Origin of the sequence: Roseateles puraquae (genome assembly GCF_002205845.1) — a bacterium.
Taxonomy (GTDB): domain Bacteria; phylum Pseudomonadota; class Gammaproteobacteria; order Burkholderiales; family Burkholderiaceae_C; genus Pelomonas; species Pelomonas puraquae.
This window is the reverse complement of record NZ_NISI01000020.1, coordinates 38,148-55,755: the sequence shown is the minus strand read 5'-3', so window position 1 is coordinate 55,755 and position 17,608 is coordinate 38,148. Positions and strand designations below refer to the sequence as shown.

General features: G+C 70.7%; 23 protein-coding genes. 16 read left to right on the top strand and 7 right to left on the bottom strand.

Annotation, left to right across the window (positions count from 1 at the left end):
* The first annotated feature begins 14 nt into the window (after window positions 1–14).
* Genes CDO81_RS26370 through CDO81_RS26360 form a run of 3 tightly spaced genes read left to right on the top strand, consistent with a single transcriptional unit; the run spans window position 15 to window position 1,698 of the window.
* The gene (locus CDO81_RS26370) at window positions 15–410 is read left to right on the top strand and encodes a DUF1924 domain-containing protein (RefSeq protein ID WP_088486246.1); all 396 of its coding nucleotides are present in this window, start codon (window positions 15–17) and stop codon (window positions 408–410) included.
* Window positions 411–424: 14 nt separating this feature from the next.
* Window positions 425–937 carry a diheme cytochrome c gene (locus CDO81_RS26365; protein WP_088486245.1) on the top strand — a complete coding sequence of 171 codons (513 nt, stop codon included), beginning with the start codon at window positions 425–427 and terminating at the stop codon, window positions 935–937.
* A gap of 20 nt (window positions 938–957) precedes the next feature.
* Window positions 958–1,698, top strand: a complete 741-nt coding sequence (locus CDO81_RS26360) for a cytochrome b/b6 domain-containing protein (protein ID WP_088486244.1) — start codon at window positions 958–960, stop codon at window positions 1,696–1,698.
* 2 nt (window positions 1,699–1,700) lie between these two features.
* Here CDO81_RS26360 and CDO81_RS26355 read toward each other — a convergent pair whose 3' ends face one another.
* Window positions 1,701–4,238 carry a cation-translocating P-type ATPase gene (locus CDO81_RS26355; protein WP_088486243.1) on the bottom strand — a complete coding sequence of 846 codons (2,538 nt, stop codon included), beginning with the start codon at window positions 4,236–4,238 and terminating at the stop codon, window positions 1,701–1,703.
* A gap of 86 nt (window positions 4,239–4,324) precedes the next feature.
* Complete coding sequence (locus tag CDO81_RS26350; RefSeq protein WP_088486242.1) at window positions 4,325–4,609, bottom strand: hypothetical protein; 285 nt, start codon at window positions 4,607–4,609, stop codon at window positions 4,325–4,327.
* A gap of 226 nt (window positions 4,610–4,835) precedes the next feature.
* On the opposite strand from CDO81_RS26350, the gene CDO81_RS26345 reads away from it, so the two are divergent.
* From CDO81_RS26345 to CDO81_RS26310, 8 genes are all read left to right on the top strand, one after another.
* The gene (locus tag CDO81_RS26345) at window positions 4,836–5,024 is read left to right on the top strand and encodes a hypothetical protein (protein ID WP_088486241.1); all 189 of its coding nucleotides are present in this window, start codon (window positions 4,836–4,838) and stop codon (window positions 5,022–5,024) included.
* Window positions 5,021–5,251 carry a hypothetical protein gene (locus CDO81_RS26340; protein WP_088486240.1) on the top strand — a complete coding sequence of 77 codons (231 nt, stop codon included), beginning with the start codon at window positions 5,021–5,023 and terminating at the stop codon, window positions 5,249–5,251. The genes CDO81_RS26345 and CDO81_RS26340 overlap by 4 nt, the downstream gene beginning before the upstream one ends.
* A gap of 220 nt (window positions 5,252–5,471) precedes the next feature.
* Window positions 5,472–5,957, top strand: a complete 486-nt coding sequence (locus CDO81_RS26335; protein WP_088486239.1) for a hypothetical protein — start codon at window positions 5,472–5,474, stop codon at window positions 5,955–5,957.
* Window positions 5,958–5,965: 8 nt separating this feature from the next.
* Window positions 5,966–7,996 (top strand): alkaline phosphatase, encoded by a 2,031-nt coding sequence (locus CDO81_RS26330; protein WP_088486238.1) that lies wholly within the window; start codon window positions 5,966–5,968, stop codon window positions 7,994–7,996.
* Window positions 7,993–8,595 (top strand): TVP38/TMEM64 family protein, encoded by a 603-nt coding sequence (locus CDO81_RS26325; protein WP_241517176.1) that lies wholly within the window; start codon window positions 7,993–7,995, stop codon window positions 8,593–8,595. The genes CDO81_RS26330 and CDO81_RS26325 overlap by 4 nt, the downstream gene beginning before the upstream one ends.
* 58 nt (window positions 8,596–8,653) lie before the next feature.
* Window positions 8,654–9,427: a class I SAM-dependent methyltransferase gene (locus CDO81_RS26320; protein WP_088486237.1), complete on the top strand. Its 774-nt coding sequence runs from the start codon at window positions 8,654–8,656 to the stop codon at window positions 9,425–9,427.
* A 31-nt stretch (window positions 9,428–9,458) separates the two neighbouring features.
* The gene (locus tag CDO81_RS26315; protein WP_088486236.1) at window positions 9,459–10,262 is read left to right on the top strand and encodes a DUF2520 domain-containing protein; all 804 of its coding nucleotides are present in this window, start codon (window positions 9,459–9,461) and stop codon (window positions 10,260–10,262) included.
* A gap of 129 nt (window positions 10,263–10,391) precedes the next feature.
* On the top strand, window positions 10,392–10,946 hold the full coding sequence (locus tag CDO81_RS26310; RefSeq protein ID WP_088486235.1) for a protein phosphatase CheZ: 555 nt from the start codon (window positions 10,392–10,394) through the stop codon (window positions 10,944–10,946).
* Here CDO81_RS26310 and CDO81_RS26305 read toward each other — a convergent pair whose 3' ends face one another.
* A complete protein-coding gene (locus tag CDO81_RS26305) occupies window positions 10,947–11,768 on the bottom strand; it encodes a M90 family metallopeptidase (RefSeq protein WP_088486234.1) in 822 nt (273 codons plus the stop codon).
* Between the two features lie 70 nt (window positions 11,769–11,838).
* Between CDO81_RS26305 and CDO81_RS26300 the strand changes: the two genes are divergently transcribed.
* Window positions 11,839–13,002, top strand: a complete 1,164-nt coding sequence (locus CDO81_RS26300) for a YbfB/YjiJ family MFS transporter (RefSeq protein WP_088486233.1) — start codon at window positions 11,839–11,841, stop codon at window positions 13,000–13,002.
* 13 nt (window positions 13,003–13,015) lie between these two features.
* Here the strand turns inward: CDO81_RS26300 and CDO81_RS26295 are convergent, their stop codons facing one another.
* Window positions 13,016–13,264, bottom strand: coding sequence for a hypothetical protein (locus tag CDO81_RS26295; protein WP_088486232.1), 249 nt, complete (start codon window positions 13,262–13,264; stop codon window positions 13,016–13,018).
* 201 nt (window positions 13,265–13,465) lie between these two features.
* Between CDO81_RS26295 and CDO81_RS28285 the strand changes: the two genes are divergently transcribed.
* The 3 genes from CDO81_RS28285 to CDO81_RS26285 all read left to right on the top strand — a co-directional run bounded on the left by CDO81_RS28285 (window position 13,466) and on the right by CDO81_RS26285 (window position 14,283).
* Window positions 13,466–13,633 carry a hypothetical protein gene (locus CDO81_RS28285; protein WP_158218440.1) on the top strand — a complete coding sequence of 56 codons (168 nt, stop codon included), beginning with the start codon at window positions 13,466–13,468 and terminating at the stop codon, window positions 13,631–13,633.
* Entirely contained in the window at window positions 13,633–13,962 is a 330-nt protein-coding gene (locus CDO81_RS26290; RefSeq protein WP_088486231.1) for a YXWGXW repeat-containing protein, read from the top strand. The genes CDO81_RS28285 and CDO81_RS26290 overlap by 1 nt, the downstream gene beginning before the upstream one ends.
* Window positions 13,963–14,028: 66 nt before the next feature.
* Window positions 14,029–14,283 carry a hypothetical protein gene (locus CDO81_RS26285; protein ID WP_088486230.1) on the top strand — a complete coding sequence of 85 codons (255 nt, stop codon included), beginning with the start codon at window positions 14,029–14,031 and terminating at the stop codon, window positions 14,281–14,283.
* A 7-nt stretch (window positions 14,284–14,290) separates the two neighbouring features.
* Here the strand turns inward: CDO81_RS26285 and CDO81_RS26280 are convergent, their stop codons facing one another.
* Together CDO81_RS26280 and ylqF are read right to left on the bottom strand one after the other, a co-directional pair.
* Window positions 14,291–15,688: a wax ester/triacylglycerol synthase domain-containing protein gene (locus CDO81_RS26280; protein ID WP_088486229.1), complete on the bottom strand. Its 1,398-nt coding sequence runs from the start codon at window positions 15,686–15,688 to the stop codon at window positions 14,291–14,293.
* A gap of 94 nt (window positions 15,689–15,782) precedes the next feature.
* On the bottom strand, window positions 15,783–16,736 hold the full coding sequence (gene ylqF / locus CDO81_RS26275) for a ribosome biogenesis GTPase YlqF (protein ID WP_088486228.1): 954 nt from the start codon (window positions 16,734–16,736) through the stop codon (window positions 15,783–15,785).
* Between the two features lie 108 nt (window positions 16,737–16,844).
* On the opposite strand from ylqF, the gene CDO81_RS26270 reads away from it, so the two are divergent.
* Window positions 16,845–17,246, top strand: a complete 402-nt coding sequence (locus CDO81_RS26270; protein WP_144397417.1) for a cold-shock protein — start codon at window positions 16,845–16,847, stop codon at window positions 17,244–17,246.
* Between the two features lie 27 nt (window positions 17,247–17,273).
* Here CDO81_RS26270 and CDO81_RS26265 read toward each other — a convergent pair whose 3' ends face one another.
* Window positions 17,274–17,591, bottom strand: coding sequence for a TonB family protein (locus CDO81_RS26265; protein WP_088486226.1), 318 nt, complete (start codon window positions 17,589–17,591; stop codon window positions 17,274–17,276).
* Window positions 17,592–17,608 lie beyond the last annotated feature (17 nt).

Genomic DNA, 17,608 nt, shown 5'->3' with positions numbered 1-17,608 from the left:
CAAGGACACCTCCCATGTGCATGCCGACCTCCTGGCGCCTGATGCTGCTGCTGGCTGTGGCGCCCGCCGTTCAGGCCCAGGCCACAACGCCCGCTCAGCTGCAACGCACCTACGACGCCGCCGCCGGCACGCCGGCCCAGCCGGAACGCGGGCGCCTGTTCTTCACGCAGCGTCACGGCGGGGAATGGTCATGCGCTTCCTGCCACGGCGCGATGCCGACTGTCGCTGGCCGGCATGTGGTGACCGGCAAACCGCTGGACCCGCTGGCTCCGGCCTTCAATCCCCAGGCCTTCACCGATGAGCGGCGCGTGGAGAAGTGGTTCCGCCGCAACTGCAAGGACGTGACCGGGCGCGAATGCTCCGCCGCCGAGAAGGCGGATGTATTGGCCTGGCTGCAGACGCTGCGCTGACCCCGGAGACGGCCATGCCCCTGTTCACCGCTTACACCCGGGCCGCGTTGGCGGCCTGCCTGCTGCCCTGGGCCCTGGTCGCCCGCGCTGACGATCAGGACGGCCCGCGCCGGCTGGCCTGGCCGGCGGCCTATGCGAAGGAATGCGCAGCCTGCCATGTGGCCTATTCGCCTGGCCTGCTGCCTGCGGCATCGTGGGCGCGATTGATGGGCGGCCTGGACCGGCATTTCGGCACCGATGCGTCTCTGGATGCCCGGGATGTCGAGCAGCTCAGCCGGTGGCTCCAGCAGAACGCCGATCGCCGGCCGGCGTTGGCACCCGTGCCCGAGGACCGCATCACCCGCACCGCCCGCTTTGTGCGCAAGCACCGGCACATCGAGCCCGAGACCTGGCGGCTCCCCAGCGTGCGCTCGCCGGCCCAGTGCATGGCCTGCCACACCGGCGCCGACCAAGGGCGCTACAGCGAACACGCGCTGCGCATGCCCGAGGGCCTCAGCGCGCGCCAGCGGGCGGCCTGGAACGACTGACTCACGACCTGAGAACCCCCATGAACACGACCTCCACCCCATCGGCCTCCCCCAACCCTCGCGCAGACGCCGGGCTGTCGCGACGCGGCCGCCTGGTGATCGATGCCCCGATGCGCGCCTTTCATTGGCTTTTTGCCCTCAGCTTCGCGGGGGCGTGGCTCACCGCCGAGTCGGAGCGCTGGCGAAGCGTGCACGTGACGCTGGGCTATGCCTTCGGCGGGTTGCTGGTGTTCCGCCTCGCCTACGGGCTGCTCGGGCCGCGGCCGGCACGGCTGAGCCTGCTGTGGCATCGCGCGGCAGGCCTGGGCGAGTGGCTGCGCCAGGCCCGCGCGGGGCATCTCGACGCTTCACGCACGGCGACGCTGGCCATGGGACTGGCCATGGGGTTGCTGCTGGCGATGGCCGCGCCGCTGGTGCTCTCGGGCTATGCCGGGTATGCGGAGGTGTTCGGTCTGGCAGAGGTTTTTGAAGAGGTTCACGAGGCGTTGGCCAATGCGGCGCTGGGGCTCGTGCTGGCTCACCTGGCCTTGATCCTGCTGGGCTCCCTGATGCGTGGCCGCAACTTGGCGGGCCCGATGCTGACCGGGCGCATGCCCGGCGCGGGCGCGGATGTCATCAAGGCGAACCGACGCTGGCTGGCTCTGCTGGTGGTGGTGGCCTGGCTGGGCTTTGTTGGCACACAGCTGGCGCAGCCCGCGATAGACGTGGCGGGCGCGTCGCGTGGCGGGCACCACGGCGGGCACCCTGCCGATGACGACTGACCTCACCCGGCTCGCTGCCAGCCCACCACGGCCCGACACCAGGCCCAGCTCAGCACAGCCAGCAGTGCGGCCAGGCCCAGGCCGGCCGGCGTCAGCGGCGTGAACTTGAAGAGCCCGGCCACGGCCGGCACGCCGACGGCCAGTGCCAGCAGGGCCGCCGCGCCGAGTGAGATCCAGCGGAAAGCCTGGTTCACCGTGCGCTTTGCTTCACCCCGGCGAGCCCATGACCGGTTGGCCTGGATCAGGCCCAGGTTCCCCAACACCAGCACGGCAAAGGCGAGCGTGCGACCGGCGTCAGCGCCCCCGGCCTGCAGGTAGCCCGCCAGCACCGCCGCGAGCAGCCCTGCGCCCTGCAGCAAGCCCAGGCGCAGCAAGGCGGTGTCGAACAGCCGCGCATCCGGCCGGCGGGGAGGCGCGCGCATGGCACCCGCCTCCAGCGGCTCGGCCTCGAAGACGATGGAGCAGGCGGGGTCGATGACCAGTTGCAGGAACAGGATATGAGCCGGCATCAGGATCAGCGGCCAGCCCAGCAGCAGCGGCGCCAGCGCAAGGCCGATGATGGGCAGGTGGGCCGCCAGCACGAAGGCCATGGCCTTGCGCAGGTTGGCGAACACCCGCCGGCCGTAGCGGATGGTGGTGACCAGCGCACTGAACTCGTCGTTCAGCAGTACCAGGTCGGCGGCCTCTCGGGCGACATCGGTGCCGCGGCCGCCCATGGCCACGCCGATGTGGGCGGCCTTGAGGGCCGGGGCGTCGTTCACGCCGTCGCCGGTCATCGCCACCACGTCGCCACGGGCGCGCAGGGCCTGCACCAGCCGCAGCTTCTGCTCGGGTCGTACCCGGCAGAACACCTGCGTTCGGCTCAACCGTGCGGCGAGGGCATCGTCGTCCAGCTCATCGAGCTCAGCGCCAGTCAGCGGGCCGCCCGCAACGTCCAGCCCCGCCTGGCGAGCAATCGCCAGTGCCGTGGCCGGATGGTCTCCCGTGATCATCGCCACGCGGATGCCCGCCGCGCGGCATTCCGCGATTGCGGCGGGGACGTCGTCGCGCACCGGGTCTTCGAGAGCCACCAGGCCGACGAACTCGAACTCGAAGTCGTGCTGGAGCGGCGGCAGCTCACCCGCTGCGAACGCGGCGCGTGCCACGCCCAGCACGCGCAGCCCCCTTGCGGCCAGCGCAGCCACCTCCTGGGCCACGCGCGCGCGCTCGGCGGGTGGCAGATGGCACAGGTCAACGACGGCCTCGGGGGCGCCTTTGGCTGCCACCACCCAGGCGCGCTGGTCGGGTGACTGCCAGACTCGCGACATGGCCAGCAGCTCCCGGGACAGCGGGTAGTCCGACACCAGCCGCCAGTCAGCGTGCAGATGCTCGGAGCCCTTCAGCCAGTGCTCGCCTGCGCTGGCAATCGCCGCCTCCATCGGGTCGAAGGCACGGCGGTGGCTGGACAGCACCGCGTACTCCAGCACCGGGTGGAACTCGTGCCCCATGGTCGCGACGTCCTGGCCGGTCAGCTCGAAGCGCTGGCCGTCGACCCAGAGCCAGCGCACGACCATCTGGTTGCGCGTGAGTGTGCCGGTCTTGTCCACGCACAGCACCGTGGTGGCGCCCAGCAGCTCGACGGCGGGGATGCGGCGCGTCAGCACCTGCTGCTGCGACAGCCGCCAGGCGCCCAGGCCCAGGAAGATCGTCAGCACGACTGGCAACTCTTCCGGCAGGATGGCCATGGCCAGCGTCAACCCGGCCAGCAAGCCGCTGAGCCAGTCACCTCGGCTCACGGCCCAGCCCACGGCCAGGATCAATGCGATCGACGCGCCCGCCAGTGCCACCCGGCGCACAACCCGGGCCGTCTCGCGTTGCAGAGGCGTGTCGTCGAGCGCGATGGCGCCCAGCGAGGCACCGATGCGCCCCAGCGCGCTGCGCGTCCCGGTGGCGACCACCCGGCCCTGGGCGGTGCCCTGGGTCACCAGCGAGCCCGAGAAGCACAGTTGTTGCGCCAAGGCCGGCGTGCGATCGGCCGGGTCGCGCGCCTGCTTCAGCACGGGGAGGGATTCGCCGGTCAGCAGCGACTCATCGACGGTCAGGTAGCTGGCTTGCAGCAGCTCGATGTCGGCTGGCACCCGGTCGCCCTCGGCCAGCAGCACCATGTCGCCCACCACCAACTGCGTGCCGGGCACGCGCCGTGGTGTGCCGTCGCGCAACACCAGGGCGCGCGGGCTGGAGAGGTCGCGCAAGGCCTCCAATGCCGCCTCGCTGCGCCGTTTCTGCACGAAGGTCATCGCGATGACGACCCCCACGAAGCCCAGCAGCATCAGGGCTTCCTGGCGGTCGCCCAGCGCCAGGTAGAGCGCGCCGCAGGCCACCAGCAGCAGGAACATGGGCTCGCGCACCACCTCCCACAGCAACTGCAGGGCCCCGGAGCGGCCGGCGGCCGGCAGCTCGTTGGGGCCGTCCCGGCGCAGCCGGTCGTCGGCTTCGCGCGCGGTGAGGCCTTGCACGGGCGGCGGGGTCTGCTGCGCGTCGTTCGGAGGACGTGGTGTCAAGGGGTGGGTTCGTCAGGCGCTGCCCATGCGGCTCGCAACCCAGGATAGCCGGCGCGGCTGAACCGTCGATGAACAGCCGTCGCGTGTCAGCCCAGCCAGACCGGCCGGAAGTTCTCGTTCACGTGGGCCCAGTCGTCCATGCTGATCTCGCTGACCTCCACGCCCGACAGGAAGCGCACCCGCTGCTGGTGAGACTGCGCGCCGCTCATCTGGCGGCTGCAGCGCAGGATGCTGTCGCGCACCTGGTTGGCATAGGTCGGGGCCACGTTGCGCTGGATGGGCTGCAGCTTGTCTGCCGGGCGGGCCGTGCGGCCGAACAGGCCGGGGAACTGCAGGGCGCGGTGGGCGGCAACGGTCGTGGTGGCTTGCATGGCGGGCTCCGGGGTGGGGGGCTGTCGATGGAGGTCAGTGTCGGGAGTCAGCGGCACGCGGGCCATCGCCCTGAACGGGGAACCTGGGGGAGGGCATCCCACTTTTGGGGGGTGGTGAGGGGGAGGTTGACTCGGCATCCCCTGCCGTCACCCCCCTCCGGGCGATGCCCGGCGGGGCCGGCGCGGCCGAGACTGAGGCCACTGTCGTCATTGCCCAGGAGCCGCCATGGACACGCCCACCTTTCCGCCGCCCGCCGAGGGCCCGCCCTACGCCAGCGCTGCGGTGCTGAGCCTGAGCCTGCGCCAGTTGCGCGAATGGGAGGCCCAGGCCACCCGGCAGTTGGTGGTCTGCCCCAAGCCCGAGGCCGAGTCCTGGGAGGACACCGAGATCGACATCCGCCGGACGGTGCTGTGAAGCCCCCCGCTTCCGGTTTCGACGCGCTGCTGCAGCGCATGCCGCGCTGGTTCGTCGAGCATGCGCTCAAGACCCAGGCGCGCAGCCGTCGCCGCCGGGCTGCCCAGGCGGTGCGCTTCGAGCTGGCCTTCGCGCCTGAAGCCCCCCGACCGGCGCCGCCCCCGGCTGCCGCGCCGGCAGGCGACGCCGCCTGGCCGGACACGGTCGCGATGTGGGAGCGGCGCTGACGGGGTCGGCGCTGCCATCGGTCAGCAAGTTGATCGGTCGCGCGGCCTGCCTCGGGATAAGGTGGCGGCTTGTCTCCTCCTCCCGTTGCTCGGGCGGAATTCACCCTTCGGGCGCTCGCCGGCCGAAGGGTTTTTCTTTTCCGGCACAGGGTTGGCGCCGTCACAGGTTTTTCATGCAGGCCGGGCAGCATGGTCGGTTGTCCTGACTCTCGCCCCCGGCATGAAGCTCACTCTCGCCCTGCTTGCCCTGCTCAGCGGCCTGGCCGCGCTGCCTGCGCAGGCGGATGAAGCGCCCCTGACGCTGTCGTTCGGCGACTTTTTCGCTCGCCCCATCGGGCCCCTGGGCCTGCAGCCCACGCCCCAACTGCTGGCGGCTCAGGGCAAGCCGGTGCGGCTGGTGGGCTACATGGTCCAGCGTGAGCAGCCACAGGCCGGTCAGTTCCTTTTCACGCCCCGCCCGGTGACCATGGCGGAGCACGCCGACGGCGAGGCCGACGACCTGCCCGCCACCACCGTCACCGTGCTGCTGCCGGAAGGCCAGCGGGAGCGCCTGGTCGCCTTCCGCCCCGGCGCGCTGGTGCTGCAGGGGCGGCTGGATTACGGGCCGGCCGAGGTCGAGCCCGGGCGTGTGTCCTGGCTGCGCCTGCAGCTCACGGCCAACGCGCTCGAATCTGCTGCTTCGCCGGCGGTCTCGCACTCTCACTGAAAGCTCGCATGAAGCTCCACCTCCACACGCTCCTGCTGGTCGCCACCCTGGCCGCCAGTGCCCACGCCGCGCCCACCGTCAGCCGCCTGACACCGCCCAGCGAGCTCTTCAGCAGCGGCCGCGCCGACCCCGTCGTCGCGCGCTTCCTGCCGGGCCAGCGCTTCGATCTGCAGGCTACCGTCAAGCCTGACGCCGGCCAGAAGATCACCGCCGCGCGCTTCTTCATCGACGGCAAGCCGGTGGCGGCCACGGTGGCGCTGCGCGACTGCGCCAGCGGCTGCGTGAAGGGCCTGGCGCCCGAGACCGCCATCGCCACGGTGCGCGCGGTGTCCAGCGAAGCCGCGGGCCGGCATGAGTTCCGCGTCGAGGCCACGCAGGCCGATGGGCAGCAAGTGGTGGCCAAGGGCAACTTCGAGATCGTGCCCTTCGCGGCCGCGCTCGGCCCCAAGGTCAAGAACGTGATCATCCTGCTGGGCGATGGCATGGGCGCCTCGCAGCGCACCGCGGCCCGCATCGTGCACGGCTACGCCCAGGGCAAGGCTGTCGAGCCGCTGGCCATGGACAGCTTCACCGCGACCGCGCTGGTCAAGACGGCGTCGCTCAACAGCATCGTCACCGACTCCGCGCCCGGCATGACCGCCTACGTGAGCGGCAACAAGAACAACAACAACGAGGAAGGCGTCTTCCCGGACGATACGGTGGATGCCTTCGACAACCCGCGCATCGAGTACCTCAGCGAATACTTGCACCGCACCCAGGGCAAGCAGCTGGGCATCGTCACCACGGCCGACGTGTTCGACGCCACGCCCGCCGGCAATGCGGTGCACACCAGCAACCGCGGCGCGGGCACCGGCATCGTCGACCAGTTCTTCGACGACCGCAGCCGCACGGGCCTGACCGTGCTGATGGGCGGCGGCCGCAAGTGGTTCCTGCCCGCTGGCACGCCCGGCTCGGCGCGCACCGACAGCAACGACTACGCCTTCTCGGCCACCGAGGCGCACACGGCCGAGATCGTCAAGCGCTGGGGGGCCGCACCCGGCGCGATGGACAAGGGCCGCGACTTGATCCGCGAGTTCCAGTCGGCCGGCTTCAGCTACGCCGCCACCAAGACCGACCTGGATCGCGCCGACACCGCCAAGCCGCTGCTCGGCCTGTTCGCCTTCTCCAACATGAACGTGGCCCTGGACAAGATCAACGGCCGCCGCGGCAGCGACCGCAATGGCCTGGGCGGCGCCAGCGTGGTGGACGACTTCGGCCTGCCCGACCAGCCCATGCTCGACGAGATGGCTGCCAAGGCGCTGGCCGTGCTCAAGCGCGCGCCCAAGGGCTTTGTGCTGATGGTGGAGGGCGCGTCCATCGACAAGCAGGCCCACGCGATGGACACCGAGCGCTGGATGCTCGACACGCTGGAGTTCGACCGCGCCGTGCGCGTGGCGCAGGACTTCGCGGCCGAGCAGGGCGACACCCTGGTCATCGTGACGGCCGACCATGAATGCTCCGGCGCCGCACTCATCGGCGGCTCCATGGTCACCGACAAGGCGCTGGTCGACCTGGCCGCCAAGAAGGGCGTGGCCAACCTGCGCAATGCGGTGGTGGGCGCCTACGAGAAGGCGGGCTTCCCGCGCTACCGCCTGGCCGCCGACGGCTACCCCGAGACGACCGACATCGACTACCGCCTGCTGGTGGGCTACGGCGCCAACGCCGACCGTCATGAAGACTGGCGCACCAAGAAGACGCCCCAGCGCGATGGCCAGCAGCCCTTCGCGACCGAGGCGCCGCTGAAGTGGTACCCCGCCAACGCGATGGAGCGCGACGATGCGCTGGGCGAGTACCTCGTCACCGGCCAGGTGCCTGGCGAGCAGGCGGTGCACACCGCCACCGATGTGCCGCTGTCGGCCTATGGCCCCGGCGCGCTGGCCTTCACCGGCGTGATCGACAACACGGATGTGTTCTTCAAGCTCGCCCAGGCGGCCGTCAAGGGCGTGGTGGCGCCCGCGGATACTTCGGGGGCCCGCAAGCCTCCCAAGCCCCGCCGTTGACATCGCCCGACCCCGAGCCTGAGCACCCTGCGCCGCACCGGCGCTGGCTGCGCCTGGGGCGCTGGCTGGCGGTGGTCGGTTTCGTGGGGCTGATGTGGGCGCTGCTGGAGATCAGCGGCCTGCGCGAGCAACTCAGCCTGGAGGCCGCGCGGCGGGCGTTCGCGGAGCACCGGCTCTGGGGCTTTGCGACCTTCACGGGGCTTTTCGTGCTGGCGAATCTGGTGCATGTGCCGGGGGGCTTCTTCCTGCTGGCGGCCGTGCTCACGCTGGGGCCGGTCTGGGGGGCGCTGAGCACCTATGTGGCCGCCTGCATTGCCTGCACCGTGACCTTCGTCGTGGTGCGCCTGCTCGGCGCAGATGCGCTGCGCGGCCTGGACAACCGCCTCGCGCGCCGCCTGTTGGCGCAGCTGGACCGGCATCCGCTGCGCAGCGTGGTGCTGCTGCGGCTGGTGTTCCATTCCGTGCCGGCGCTGAACTACGCGCTGGCGCTGTCAGGCGTGCGGCTGCGGCACTACGTGGCCGGCACGCTGCTCGGGCTGCCGCTGCCCATCGCCGTGGTCACGACCTTGCTGCACACCTTGGCCTCGGGCTTGGCCTGACCTTCGACAGGGTTTGCGGGCCGGCTGATACTCGCGGGCCCCACAAGGAGACACACCCATGAAGACTTGGCTCATCGCCACGCTGACCCTCGCCGCCACGCTTGGCGCCACCGCCCAGACGGCTGACCCGCTGAAGGCCGCCGTCGCCGCCGACAACCGCCTGGTGGGCAACGTCGCCCGCGACGCTGCGCGCCACCCCTACGAGACGCTGAGCTTCTTCGGCGTCAAGCCCACCGACACCGTGGTGGAGCTGGCACCGGGCGGCGGCTGGTACACCGAGATCCTGGCGCCCTACCTGCGCGAGTCGGGCCAGTTGTATGCGGCCGAAGGTGGCAGCGCGCGCTTCAAGGCCAAGATGGACTCCATGGGCGTGTACAGCAAGGTCAAGCTCACGACCTTCGACGCCAACAAGGGCCTGTTCGAGATCGCCCCGGCCGGCACGGCCGACGTGGTGCTGACCTTCCGCAACGTGCACAACTGGATGAGCATGGGCGAGGGCAAGGCGCAGGCCGTGTTCGATGCCGCGTTCAAGGCCCTGAAGCCGGGCGGTGTGCTGGGCGTGGAAGAGCACCGCCTGCCGGCCTCGCGCCCGCAGGACCCGAAGGCCGCCAGCGGCTATGTGCACGAGGCGGTGGTCATCCAGTTCGCCGAGAAGGCCGGCTTCAAGCTGGCGGGCCGCAGCGAGGTGAACGCCAACCCCAAGGACACCGCCGATCACCCCGAGGGCGTCTGGACGCTGCCGCCCACCTATGCGCTGAAGGACAAGGACCGCGCCAAGTACCAGGCCATCGGCGAGAGCGACCGCATGACGCTCAAGTTCGTCAAGCCTTGAGCGGCACGGCGGCGCGCGGGCTGTGCCGGGCATGACGCACGCGGTGATCGGCTTCGGCCGGCTGGCGCGTGCCCTGGTGCCGGCCCTGCAGGCGGCCGGCCACGCGGTGCGGGTGGGTCGCCGGCAGCCGGGGCCGGGCGAGCTCACCGCCGTCGAGGCCGCCACGGCGGCCGACTGGGTCTGGCTCACCGTGCCGGATGACCAGATTGCCGCGACCGCGGCCGGTTTGCCGTGGCGCGCCGGTCAGCTCGCGCTGCATTGCAGCGGTGCCACGCCGCTCACGGCACTCGCCGCTGCGCCGGCCGCGGCCGGTTTTCACCCGCTGAAGTTGCTCGCCGGTGAGGCGGGGCTGGCGGGCGCGCATGTCGGGATCGAGGCGCCGCCCGAGTGGCTGCCCGCGCTGCAGGCGCTGGCCGTCGACCTGGGCCTGCAGCCGCTGCAACTGCCCACGCCGATGGGCGCCAGCGCGCGGGCGGCGTACCACGCGGCGGCCAACCTGGCCGCCAGCGGCGTGCTGGCGGTGCTGTCCGAGGCGCAGGCGCTGTGGACGGCGGCTGGCCTGGCGCCCGCCGATGCCTTGCCGGCGCTCGCGCCGCTGACCCAGGGGGCTCTCGCCACGGCGTTGGCGCGCGGCCTGCCGGGGGCGGTGTCCGGGCCGGTGGCCCGGGGTGATGTGGGCGTGATTGCCCGCCACCGGGCCGCGGTGGACGCCGCCGGGCTGGCGGATGACCTGCTGCAGGCCCTGGCGCAGCGGCAGCTGGCCCTGGCCCAGGCGGCCGGTCGGCTGAGTGAGCAACAAGTCACGCTCGTGCAGCAGGCCCTGGGCAAGGCCTGAATTCGTTTGCAGCGCTTGGCGTGATAAAGGCCGCGTTCAGCCCCGTCTCAGGTGCTTGCTTGGCCGGGCAAGCCTCCTAAACTGCTTCGAGCCCGTCGATGGTGTCGGGTTGCACCGAGGGAGTTCTCCATGTCCGACGCATCCATCCAGGCCATGATCCGGGCCGACGCGGCTCAGATCCTGCACAACGTCGTGGACGAACTGCCCGACGCGCGCGAGCGTCTGGCCTATGTGCGCAGCATGACCGAGCAGGCCGCGACCAAGGTGCTCAACCTCGTCGAAGCCGCCCAGGAAGACGCCGAAGCCGTGCGCAAGAAGGGCCGCGAGCTGTCCGATGCGCTCAACCGCCTCGCGCTGTCGACCAACATCAGCCAGGACCGCGCCCGCGCCCTGATGAAGCTGTGCGCCGCCTATGCGGCCGATGCCGCGAGCTTTGCCGCCCGCGAGAAGTCGCTGCACACCGAGATCATGATGTCGCAGGACTTCCAGGATCTCTCCGGCCAGGTCATCAACAAGGTCAGCAAGATGATGGAGCGCGCGGAGCCGCCGCTGCGTGACCTGATGAACTCGCTGCCCGCCCCGGTCGAGCCGCTGGCGCCGCAGGAGCTGGGTGGCGTGCAGACCCCCGACAAGGCCCTCAAGCAGGACGACGTCGACGACCTGCTCGCGTCGCTCGGCTTCTGATCAGACCCAGCTTGCCGGGTCCAGGCGGTAGTAGCCGCTGAGCTCGGCATACAGCGCCGGATGCCCGGCGGCCAGCTCGATCGGCCGCTCGAAGAACAGCTCGCTGATCACCGCGAAGAACTCCGCGGGATCGGTGGCCGCGTAGGCATCGATCAGGCCAGGCTCGCCCCGCGCCAGCCGCCAGCGCAGCGCATCGAACTCGTTTTGCATGATGGTGGACCAGCGCCGGTAGGCCTCGGCCGTGGGCAGCGCAGGGGCGCCGTTGGCCGGGCCGCCGGCCTGGTCGAGCTGGTGGGCGAACTCGTGGATGACCACGTTGCGCCCGTCGCCCGGCGTGGCCGCGCCGCGCTTCACTTCATCCCAAGCCAGCAGCACCTGGCCCTGGCTCCAGCTCTCGCCCGCCAGCACGCGGCGCTGGTCTGACAGCACGCCGCCCGATTCCGTCACCGGCCGGTCCACGACAAAGGCGCTCGGGTAGACCAGCACCTGACGCAATTCAGGGTAGAGCCCCCGCGCGGCGCCCAGCAGCGGCAGGCAGGCCAGGGCCGCGATCGTCACGCGCACTTCGTCGGTCACGCGCAGGCCGCGGCAGCCGATGATGGGTTTCTCGGCCAGAAAGACCTGCATCAGCGCCTTGAGCCGGAGCTGCTGACGGGCCGGCAGGCGCGACACCAGCGGCACATGCCGCCGCAGCAGCCGCCGCCACGCCGCCGGGAAGGGCCGGGCCGCGATGCGCTCGCGCCGGCGCCTCACCCACAGCGGCCACAGGGCGATGCCGGCCGCTGCCAGCAGCACGAGAACGAAGCAGATCAAGAGCGCCATGCCCGCTCAACTGGGTGCGCCACGCCGGTTTGCAAGCCAGGGTCATCCCCGCAACTGGTACAACCGTGCCATGCCCCAGCGCACCGCTCCGCCGCTGCAGGCCTGGCAGGTGCTGCTGGGCGGCATCTGCGCGCTGGTGCTCACCATCGGCCTGGCCCGCTTCGCGTACACGCCGCTGCTGCCGCAGATGCATGCCCAGGCCGGCCTGGGCGTGGCCGATGGCGGGCTGCTGGCGGCCATCAACTACGCGGGCTACATGAGCGGCGCGCTGCTGGCGTCGTGGATCGAGAGCCCGGCCTGGCGGCATCGGCTCTACACGGTGGGCCTGCCGCTGGCGCTGCTGATCACGGCGTTGATGGGCTGGAGCACATCCTTCGGGGTGTGGGCGGTGTCGCGCTACCTGGGTGGCCTGTGCGGCGCGGCCGGCATGCTTCTGGGCTCGGGCCTGGTCCAGGGCTGGCTGATCCGCGCCGGGCGCCGGCCGGAGCTGGGGCTGTATTTCATCGGGCTGGGCTTTGGCATCGTCGTGTCGGCCGTGGGAGCCATGGGCATGACGCGGCTCGACCTGGGCTGGGCGGCGCAATGGGAGGGCTTCGCGCTGCTGGGGCTGGCCTTCCTGCTGCCGGCCTGGCGCTGGCGCCCGCCGGTGCCGCCCGCGGTGGCGCGGGCAGCGGGCGGCGAGGCGCCGAGCCGGCGCTGGATGGCGCTGATGGTGGCGGCCTATTTCTGCGCCGGCTGGGGTTTCGTCATCAACGCCACTTTCACGGTGGCCATCGTCGAGAAGCAGCCGCTGCTGGCCGGCCAGGGCCCGTGGGCCTGGCTGCTGGTGGGGCTGGCGGCCACGCCGGCGGTCTTCGTCTGGGACCGCATCGCGCGGCGCACGGGCGACGTGCAGGCCCTGCTGATCGCCTACGGCGTGCAGATCGTGGGTGTGCTGTTGCCGGTGCTGGCGCAGGGGCTGGTGCCGGCGCTGGCGGGCGCGCTGCTGTACGGCGCCACCTTCATCGGCATCGTCAGCCTGACGCTGGCCCTGGTGGGACGCCGCTCGCCGGCAAATCCGGGCAAGGCCATGGCAAGGCTCACGTTGAGCTACGGGGTGGCCCAGGTGAGCGCGCCCGCGCTGACCGGGCGCATGGTGGAGGCCAGCGGCAGCTTCGATGCCGCCCTGTGGCTGACCGCCGGGGTGCTGGCGGTCGGCATGCTGTGCCTCGTGGCGGTGATGCGGCGCGGCTGAGGCGCGCGCCGGGTCAGTTGCCGCCGTTGCCGCGGATGGCGCCCTGCGGTCGGATGGCTTCGCCGGCCTGGCGGGCTGCCTGCCGGGCGGCTTCACGGTCGGCGGCGGTGCTGCAGTGCGTCTTGGGGAGGATGGTGCCCGTGCGCACCTCGCGGTCACAGGTCAAGTCGGACGAGACCACCTCGCCAGCCTCGTTGGTGGGCTTCGGGGCGGCGCAGGCGGCAAGCACAAGGGGAAGCAGGCACAGGGCGAGGCGTTTCATGAGCGGCGGTGAAGTCAAAGGTGCCGCAGGATAGCGCGATCATGACGCCACAACCCAGCGGCATGCGGCCGGGCGGGCGGCGGTCTGCGGCCCCGCAGCAACAAAGCGCCACGAAGTAACTCTCTGTGACGCGGTCATCGGCGCGGCCACGCCAGCGGTTAGTGGGCCATGGCCGCGCCCTTGCGGCCAGGAGTCGCCCTCATGAAAAGACTGACGCTGGCCCTCACGCTCGTGACCACCGCCGCCTTGCTCTCCGGCTGCATCATCGTGCCGCCCCGCCATGGCTATTACCGCGATGGCTACGGCTACCGCTACGACGCCGGGCGCTATGACCGTGGCACCGTCTACGTCCAACCGGGGCCGCGGTGATGAAGCGCCTGGCCTTGACCCTGGCAGCCGCTGCGGCGGCCCTGCTTTCGGGCTGCGTCGTCGTGCCCGCGCATCGCGTGGGCTACGTGGCTGAACCGGGCATCGTGGTGGACGCCCCGCCGCCGGCGCCATATGCCGAGGTGGTGCCGGTGATGCCTTACCCGGGCGCGGTATGGATCAACGGCTACTGGGGCTGGAGCGGTGGCCGCCACTACTGGGTGCCGGGCTACTACGAACGCCCGCGACCGGGCTACCGCTATGAGCCGCACCGCTGGGAGAACCAGGGGGGCCGGTGGCATCTGCGTATCGGCGGCTGGATACGAATGTAGGGACGCGATCGGGCTGCGCAGCGCTTGCGGCTACATTTCGGCTCACCATTCGTCGGGGAGTTAGCCGTGAAGTCGTTTGCCGTGCTGGGTGCTGCCACCCTGTTGTCACTCTCGGGGTGCGCCGTGCCCGAGGCGGGGCCGCGACAAGTCGCCCAGGCCGACGAGCCTCAGACCGACGTCGTGTGTTTCTTCGAGGCCGTGACCGGCACCAACCGCAAGGTGCGCCGGTGCATGAGCCGCGAGGAGTACAACAAGGGCATGGAGTCGGCGCAGCGCCTGGGCAACGAGATCAAGATCCCGCCCCCGCCGCCTCAGCCCTGACCGCAGCTCATGCGCCGACGGCAGCCTCCAGCGTCGCGATCTCTTCTTCGATGTAGCTGGCCAGCCGGCCCAGATGCGGCAGCGCATCGGTCGCGATCAGGCCGAAGTACAGCGTGCCGGCGTAGCTGAACAGCGTGATGTTCAGCAGATGCGTGGCGGGCAGCGTCGATACCGGGTGCATCTCCATCAGCGGGGCGCCCTGCAGGTAGAGCCGCTCCGCCGGCCCGGGCACGTTGGACACCAGCGTGTTGCCCATGGGCGTGACCACATCCGCCAGATTCAGCATGCCGGCAATCTGCCCGAGCAGGCCGGTGAGGATGGTGTACGTTTCCACCGCTTCCGGGGCGACGGAGTCGATCATGGCGCGCAGGTTGCGCAAGGAGTAGCCCACGTTGCGCAGGCGCACGTAGGCGTCGTCGGTCGGCGGTGACAGGTCCACCAGGATGATGCCGATCTTGTTGCCTGCCCCCTTCTCGCCCTCGCGCCGCAGGTTGACCGGCATCTGGATGGTGATCGGCCGGTCCAGCACGACGCCTTCGTCGGCCAGGTAGCGGTGCATGGCGCCATCCAGGCAGGTGAGCGCGACATGGTTGAGCGTGGCGCGCGCCACCCGGCGGATGGCGTCAATGCGCGCCATCGGCACCGCCGCGGTGGCGAACTGCCGGCCGGGCGTGGCATTGCCGGTGAAGGGCGTGTCGCCGCTGGCCATGAAGGGCAGGGCGATGGCGTTCTTGGTGAGCTTGGCCGCCTCCAGCGCGAGCATGGCCGTGAGCCGGCCGACGCCGATGGCCCGCTTGCTGTTGGCCGTCAGCTGCTTCCAGACGGTGCCGGCCACGGCCTGGTCGAGCCGCTTCTTGCGGGCGGGGTCGCGCCGGCGGCTGTGGTCGAGCGTCCAGACCGGTGTGAGGAGATCGTCATCGGCACGCGTGCGCAGCGAGGCCACGCCCCAGCGGGTCATGGTGATGCCGTCGGCCACGGCGTGATGCATCTTGTAGTAGACGGCGAACTGGCGGTCCCACAGGCCGGCGATGACGTGCACCTCCCACAGCGGGCGGCTGCGGTCGAGCATGGATTCGTGCAGGCGCGCGGTGAGCGCGTACAGCGCCTCGCGGTCATTGGCACCAGGCTTGAGCTTGTGGAAGAACACGTGCTGCGACAGGTCCACCGCGTCGGCGGTCCGCCAGCTCGGCATCAGCGTGGGCGACACGAAGTTGATGACCTGGTCGAACGGCGGCTGCACCTCGGTGTGCGTGAGGAAGGCCTCGTACAGCCGCTTGGCGAAGGCCGTGCCGTTGCCCTGCACGCCGGCCGGCAGTTGGTGGATGTGCAGCCCGGCCACATGCTTGGGGCTGGCCTCGCTCTCGGCGATGAAGAAGGCGAGGTCGAGCAGAGACAGGCGTGACATGGGGGCGCGGCAAGTGGCGACCGGGCCAGCATAGGCGGCCGCCCGCGCCGGTCAAGGCCGGGGAAGCACGCCCCGCCGGGACGATGCCCCGGCCTCAGGCGTCGCCGCTGCTCTCGGCGCGGCGCCCGCTGCGGCGGGCCTTGTCGGCCGCCTTCTCGGCCTCGCGCTGCGCGGCCTTGCGGGCCTCAGCCTCGGCGGCGGCCTGGTGCCAGGCGGTCATCTCGGCGGGCGTCTCCAGCGTGATGCGACCCAGCAGCGATTGCCGGAAATCCATCAGCAGCGCCTCGGCGGCCTTGTGCATCTGCACCGCGCCGCCGCGCACCTTGGCGCCGCGCTTCACGCCGATGGCCTCCAGGATGGCGTCGTCCTCACCGAGATCGGTGAGGCCGTAGCGTTCCTTGAGGCGATCCGGGTAGCGGCGCTTGAGCACGGCGATCAACTCCAGCGCCACCTCCTCTTCATCAAAGGCATTGCGCCCGATGGCCCCGCTGGCGGCCAGGTGGTAGCCGCTTTGTTCGATGGCGATGCGGGGCCAGAGCATGCCGGGCGTGTCGAACAGGTAGAAGCCGTTCTCCAGCACGATCTTCTGCTCGGTCTTCGTGATGCCGGGCTCGTCGCCGGTCTTGGCGGCGCGTTTGCCCACCAGGGTGTTGATCAGGGTGCTCTTGCCCACGTTGGGGATGCCGCAGATCAGCACCCGCAGCGGCTTGTGCAGGTCGCCCCGGCCGGGGGCCAGTTCGCGGCAGGCGGCGATCAGCGCCCGCGCGGGCGAGCGCTCGCCTGCGTCCAGCGGAATGGCGCGGGTGTGGGGCTGGGCGTTGTAATGGGCCAACCATTCGCCCGTGATCAGGGGGTCGGCAAGATCCTGCTTGTTCAGTACCTTGAGGGACGGACGTCCTGTGGTCAGCGACGCGAGCAGCGGATTGCTGCTGGAGCCGGGCAGTCGCGCGTCCAGCAGTTCAATCACGACGTCCAGCCCGGCCTTCACGCGATCCTTGATCGCCTGGCGGGTGGCATTCATGTGACCAGGGAACCAATTGATGGGCATGCGCTGTCGGTATCAGAAATGCGGAGGCCGGATTGTCTTCGGCTTACATCCGGTTGCGACCGCGGCCCACCGGTGCCTCACCATGGCCGTGTTGTTGTCGAGGTCGAAATGAGATTCGAAGGAGTGCTGAGTGCCTGGAATCACGACACCGGCTACGGGGCGATCAGCCCGGCCGGTGGCGGTGAGGAGGTGTTCGTGGCGCTGGCGGCCTTCCCGACGGATGGGGAAGGCGCACGCCTGGACGAGCCGCTCAGCTTTGAAATTGTGACCGGCCGTGACGGCCGCAAGCAGGCCGTGAACCTGCGTCGCCTGCAGCGCACCAAGGCCAATGCCGCGCTGCGCCAGGCCGCTGGCGTTGGTGCTGCGCGTGTGCGCCAGAGCCAAAAGAAACGGCGCCTGGGCCTGATGGCCGGTGGCGCCGCGTTGGCCATGCTGCTCGTGGCAGGTGGCATGCATTGGTTCAAGCCGGCGGCTCGCGCCGCCGAAGTGCCCGCCCTCAGCCGGCGCTGATTCGCACCGCTGGAGCCGCTGGGCCGCTCAGTCTTCGTTCTTGAAGACGAGCTTCACTTCGTGCGTGCCCTTCTCGCCCGCTTCGAACTTCCACTCCATCAGCGCGGCCTTCACGGCGCGGTCGAACACGCGCTTGGGCTCGGCTTCCAGGATTTCGACGTCGCTGACCTTGCCGTCGGCGTCAATGACCAGCTTGGCCTTGACCACGCCGGTCGTGATGCCCTTCTTGGAGGCTTCGGCCGGGAACTCGGGCGGCACCTTCTTGACGATCTTGGGCGTGGCCTGGGCGGCCAGGGCCAGCATCAGGCTGGCGGCAAGGACGGTGGCAGAGCGAAGAAATGACATGACGACCCTCGGAGAGT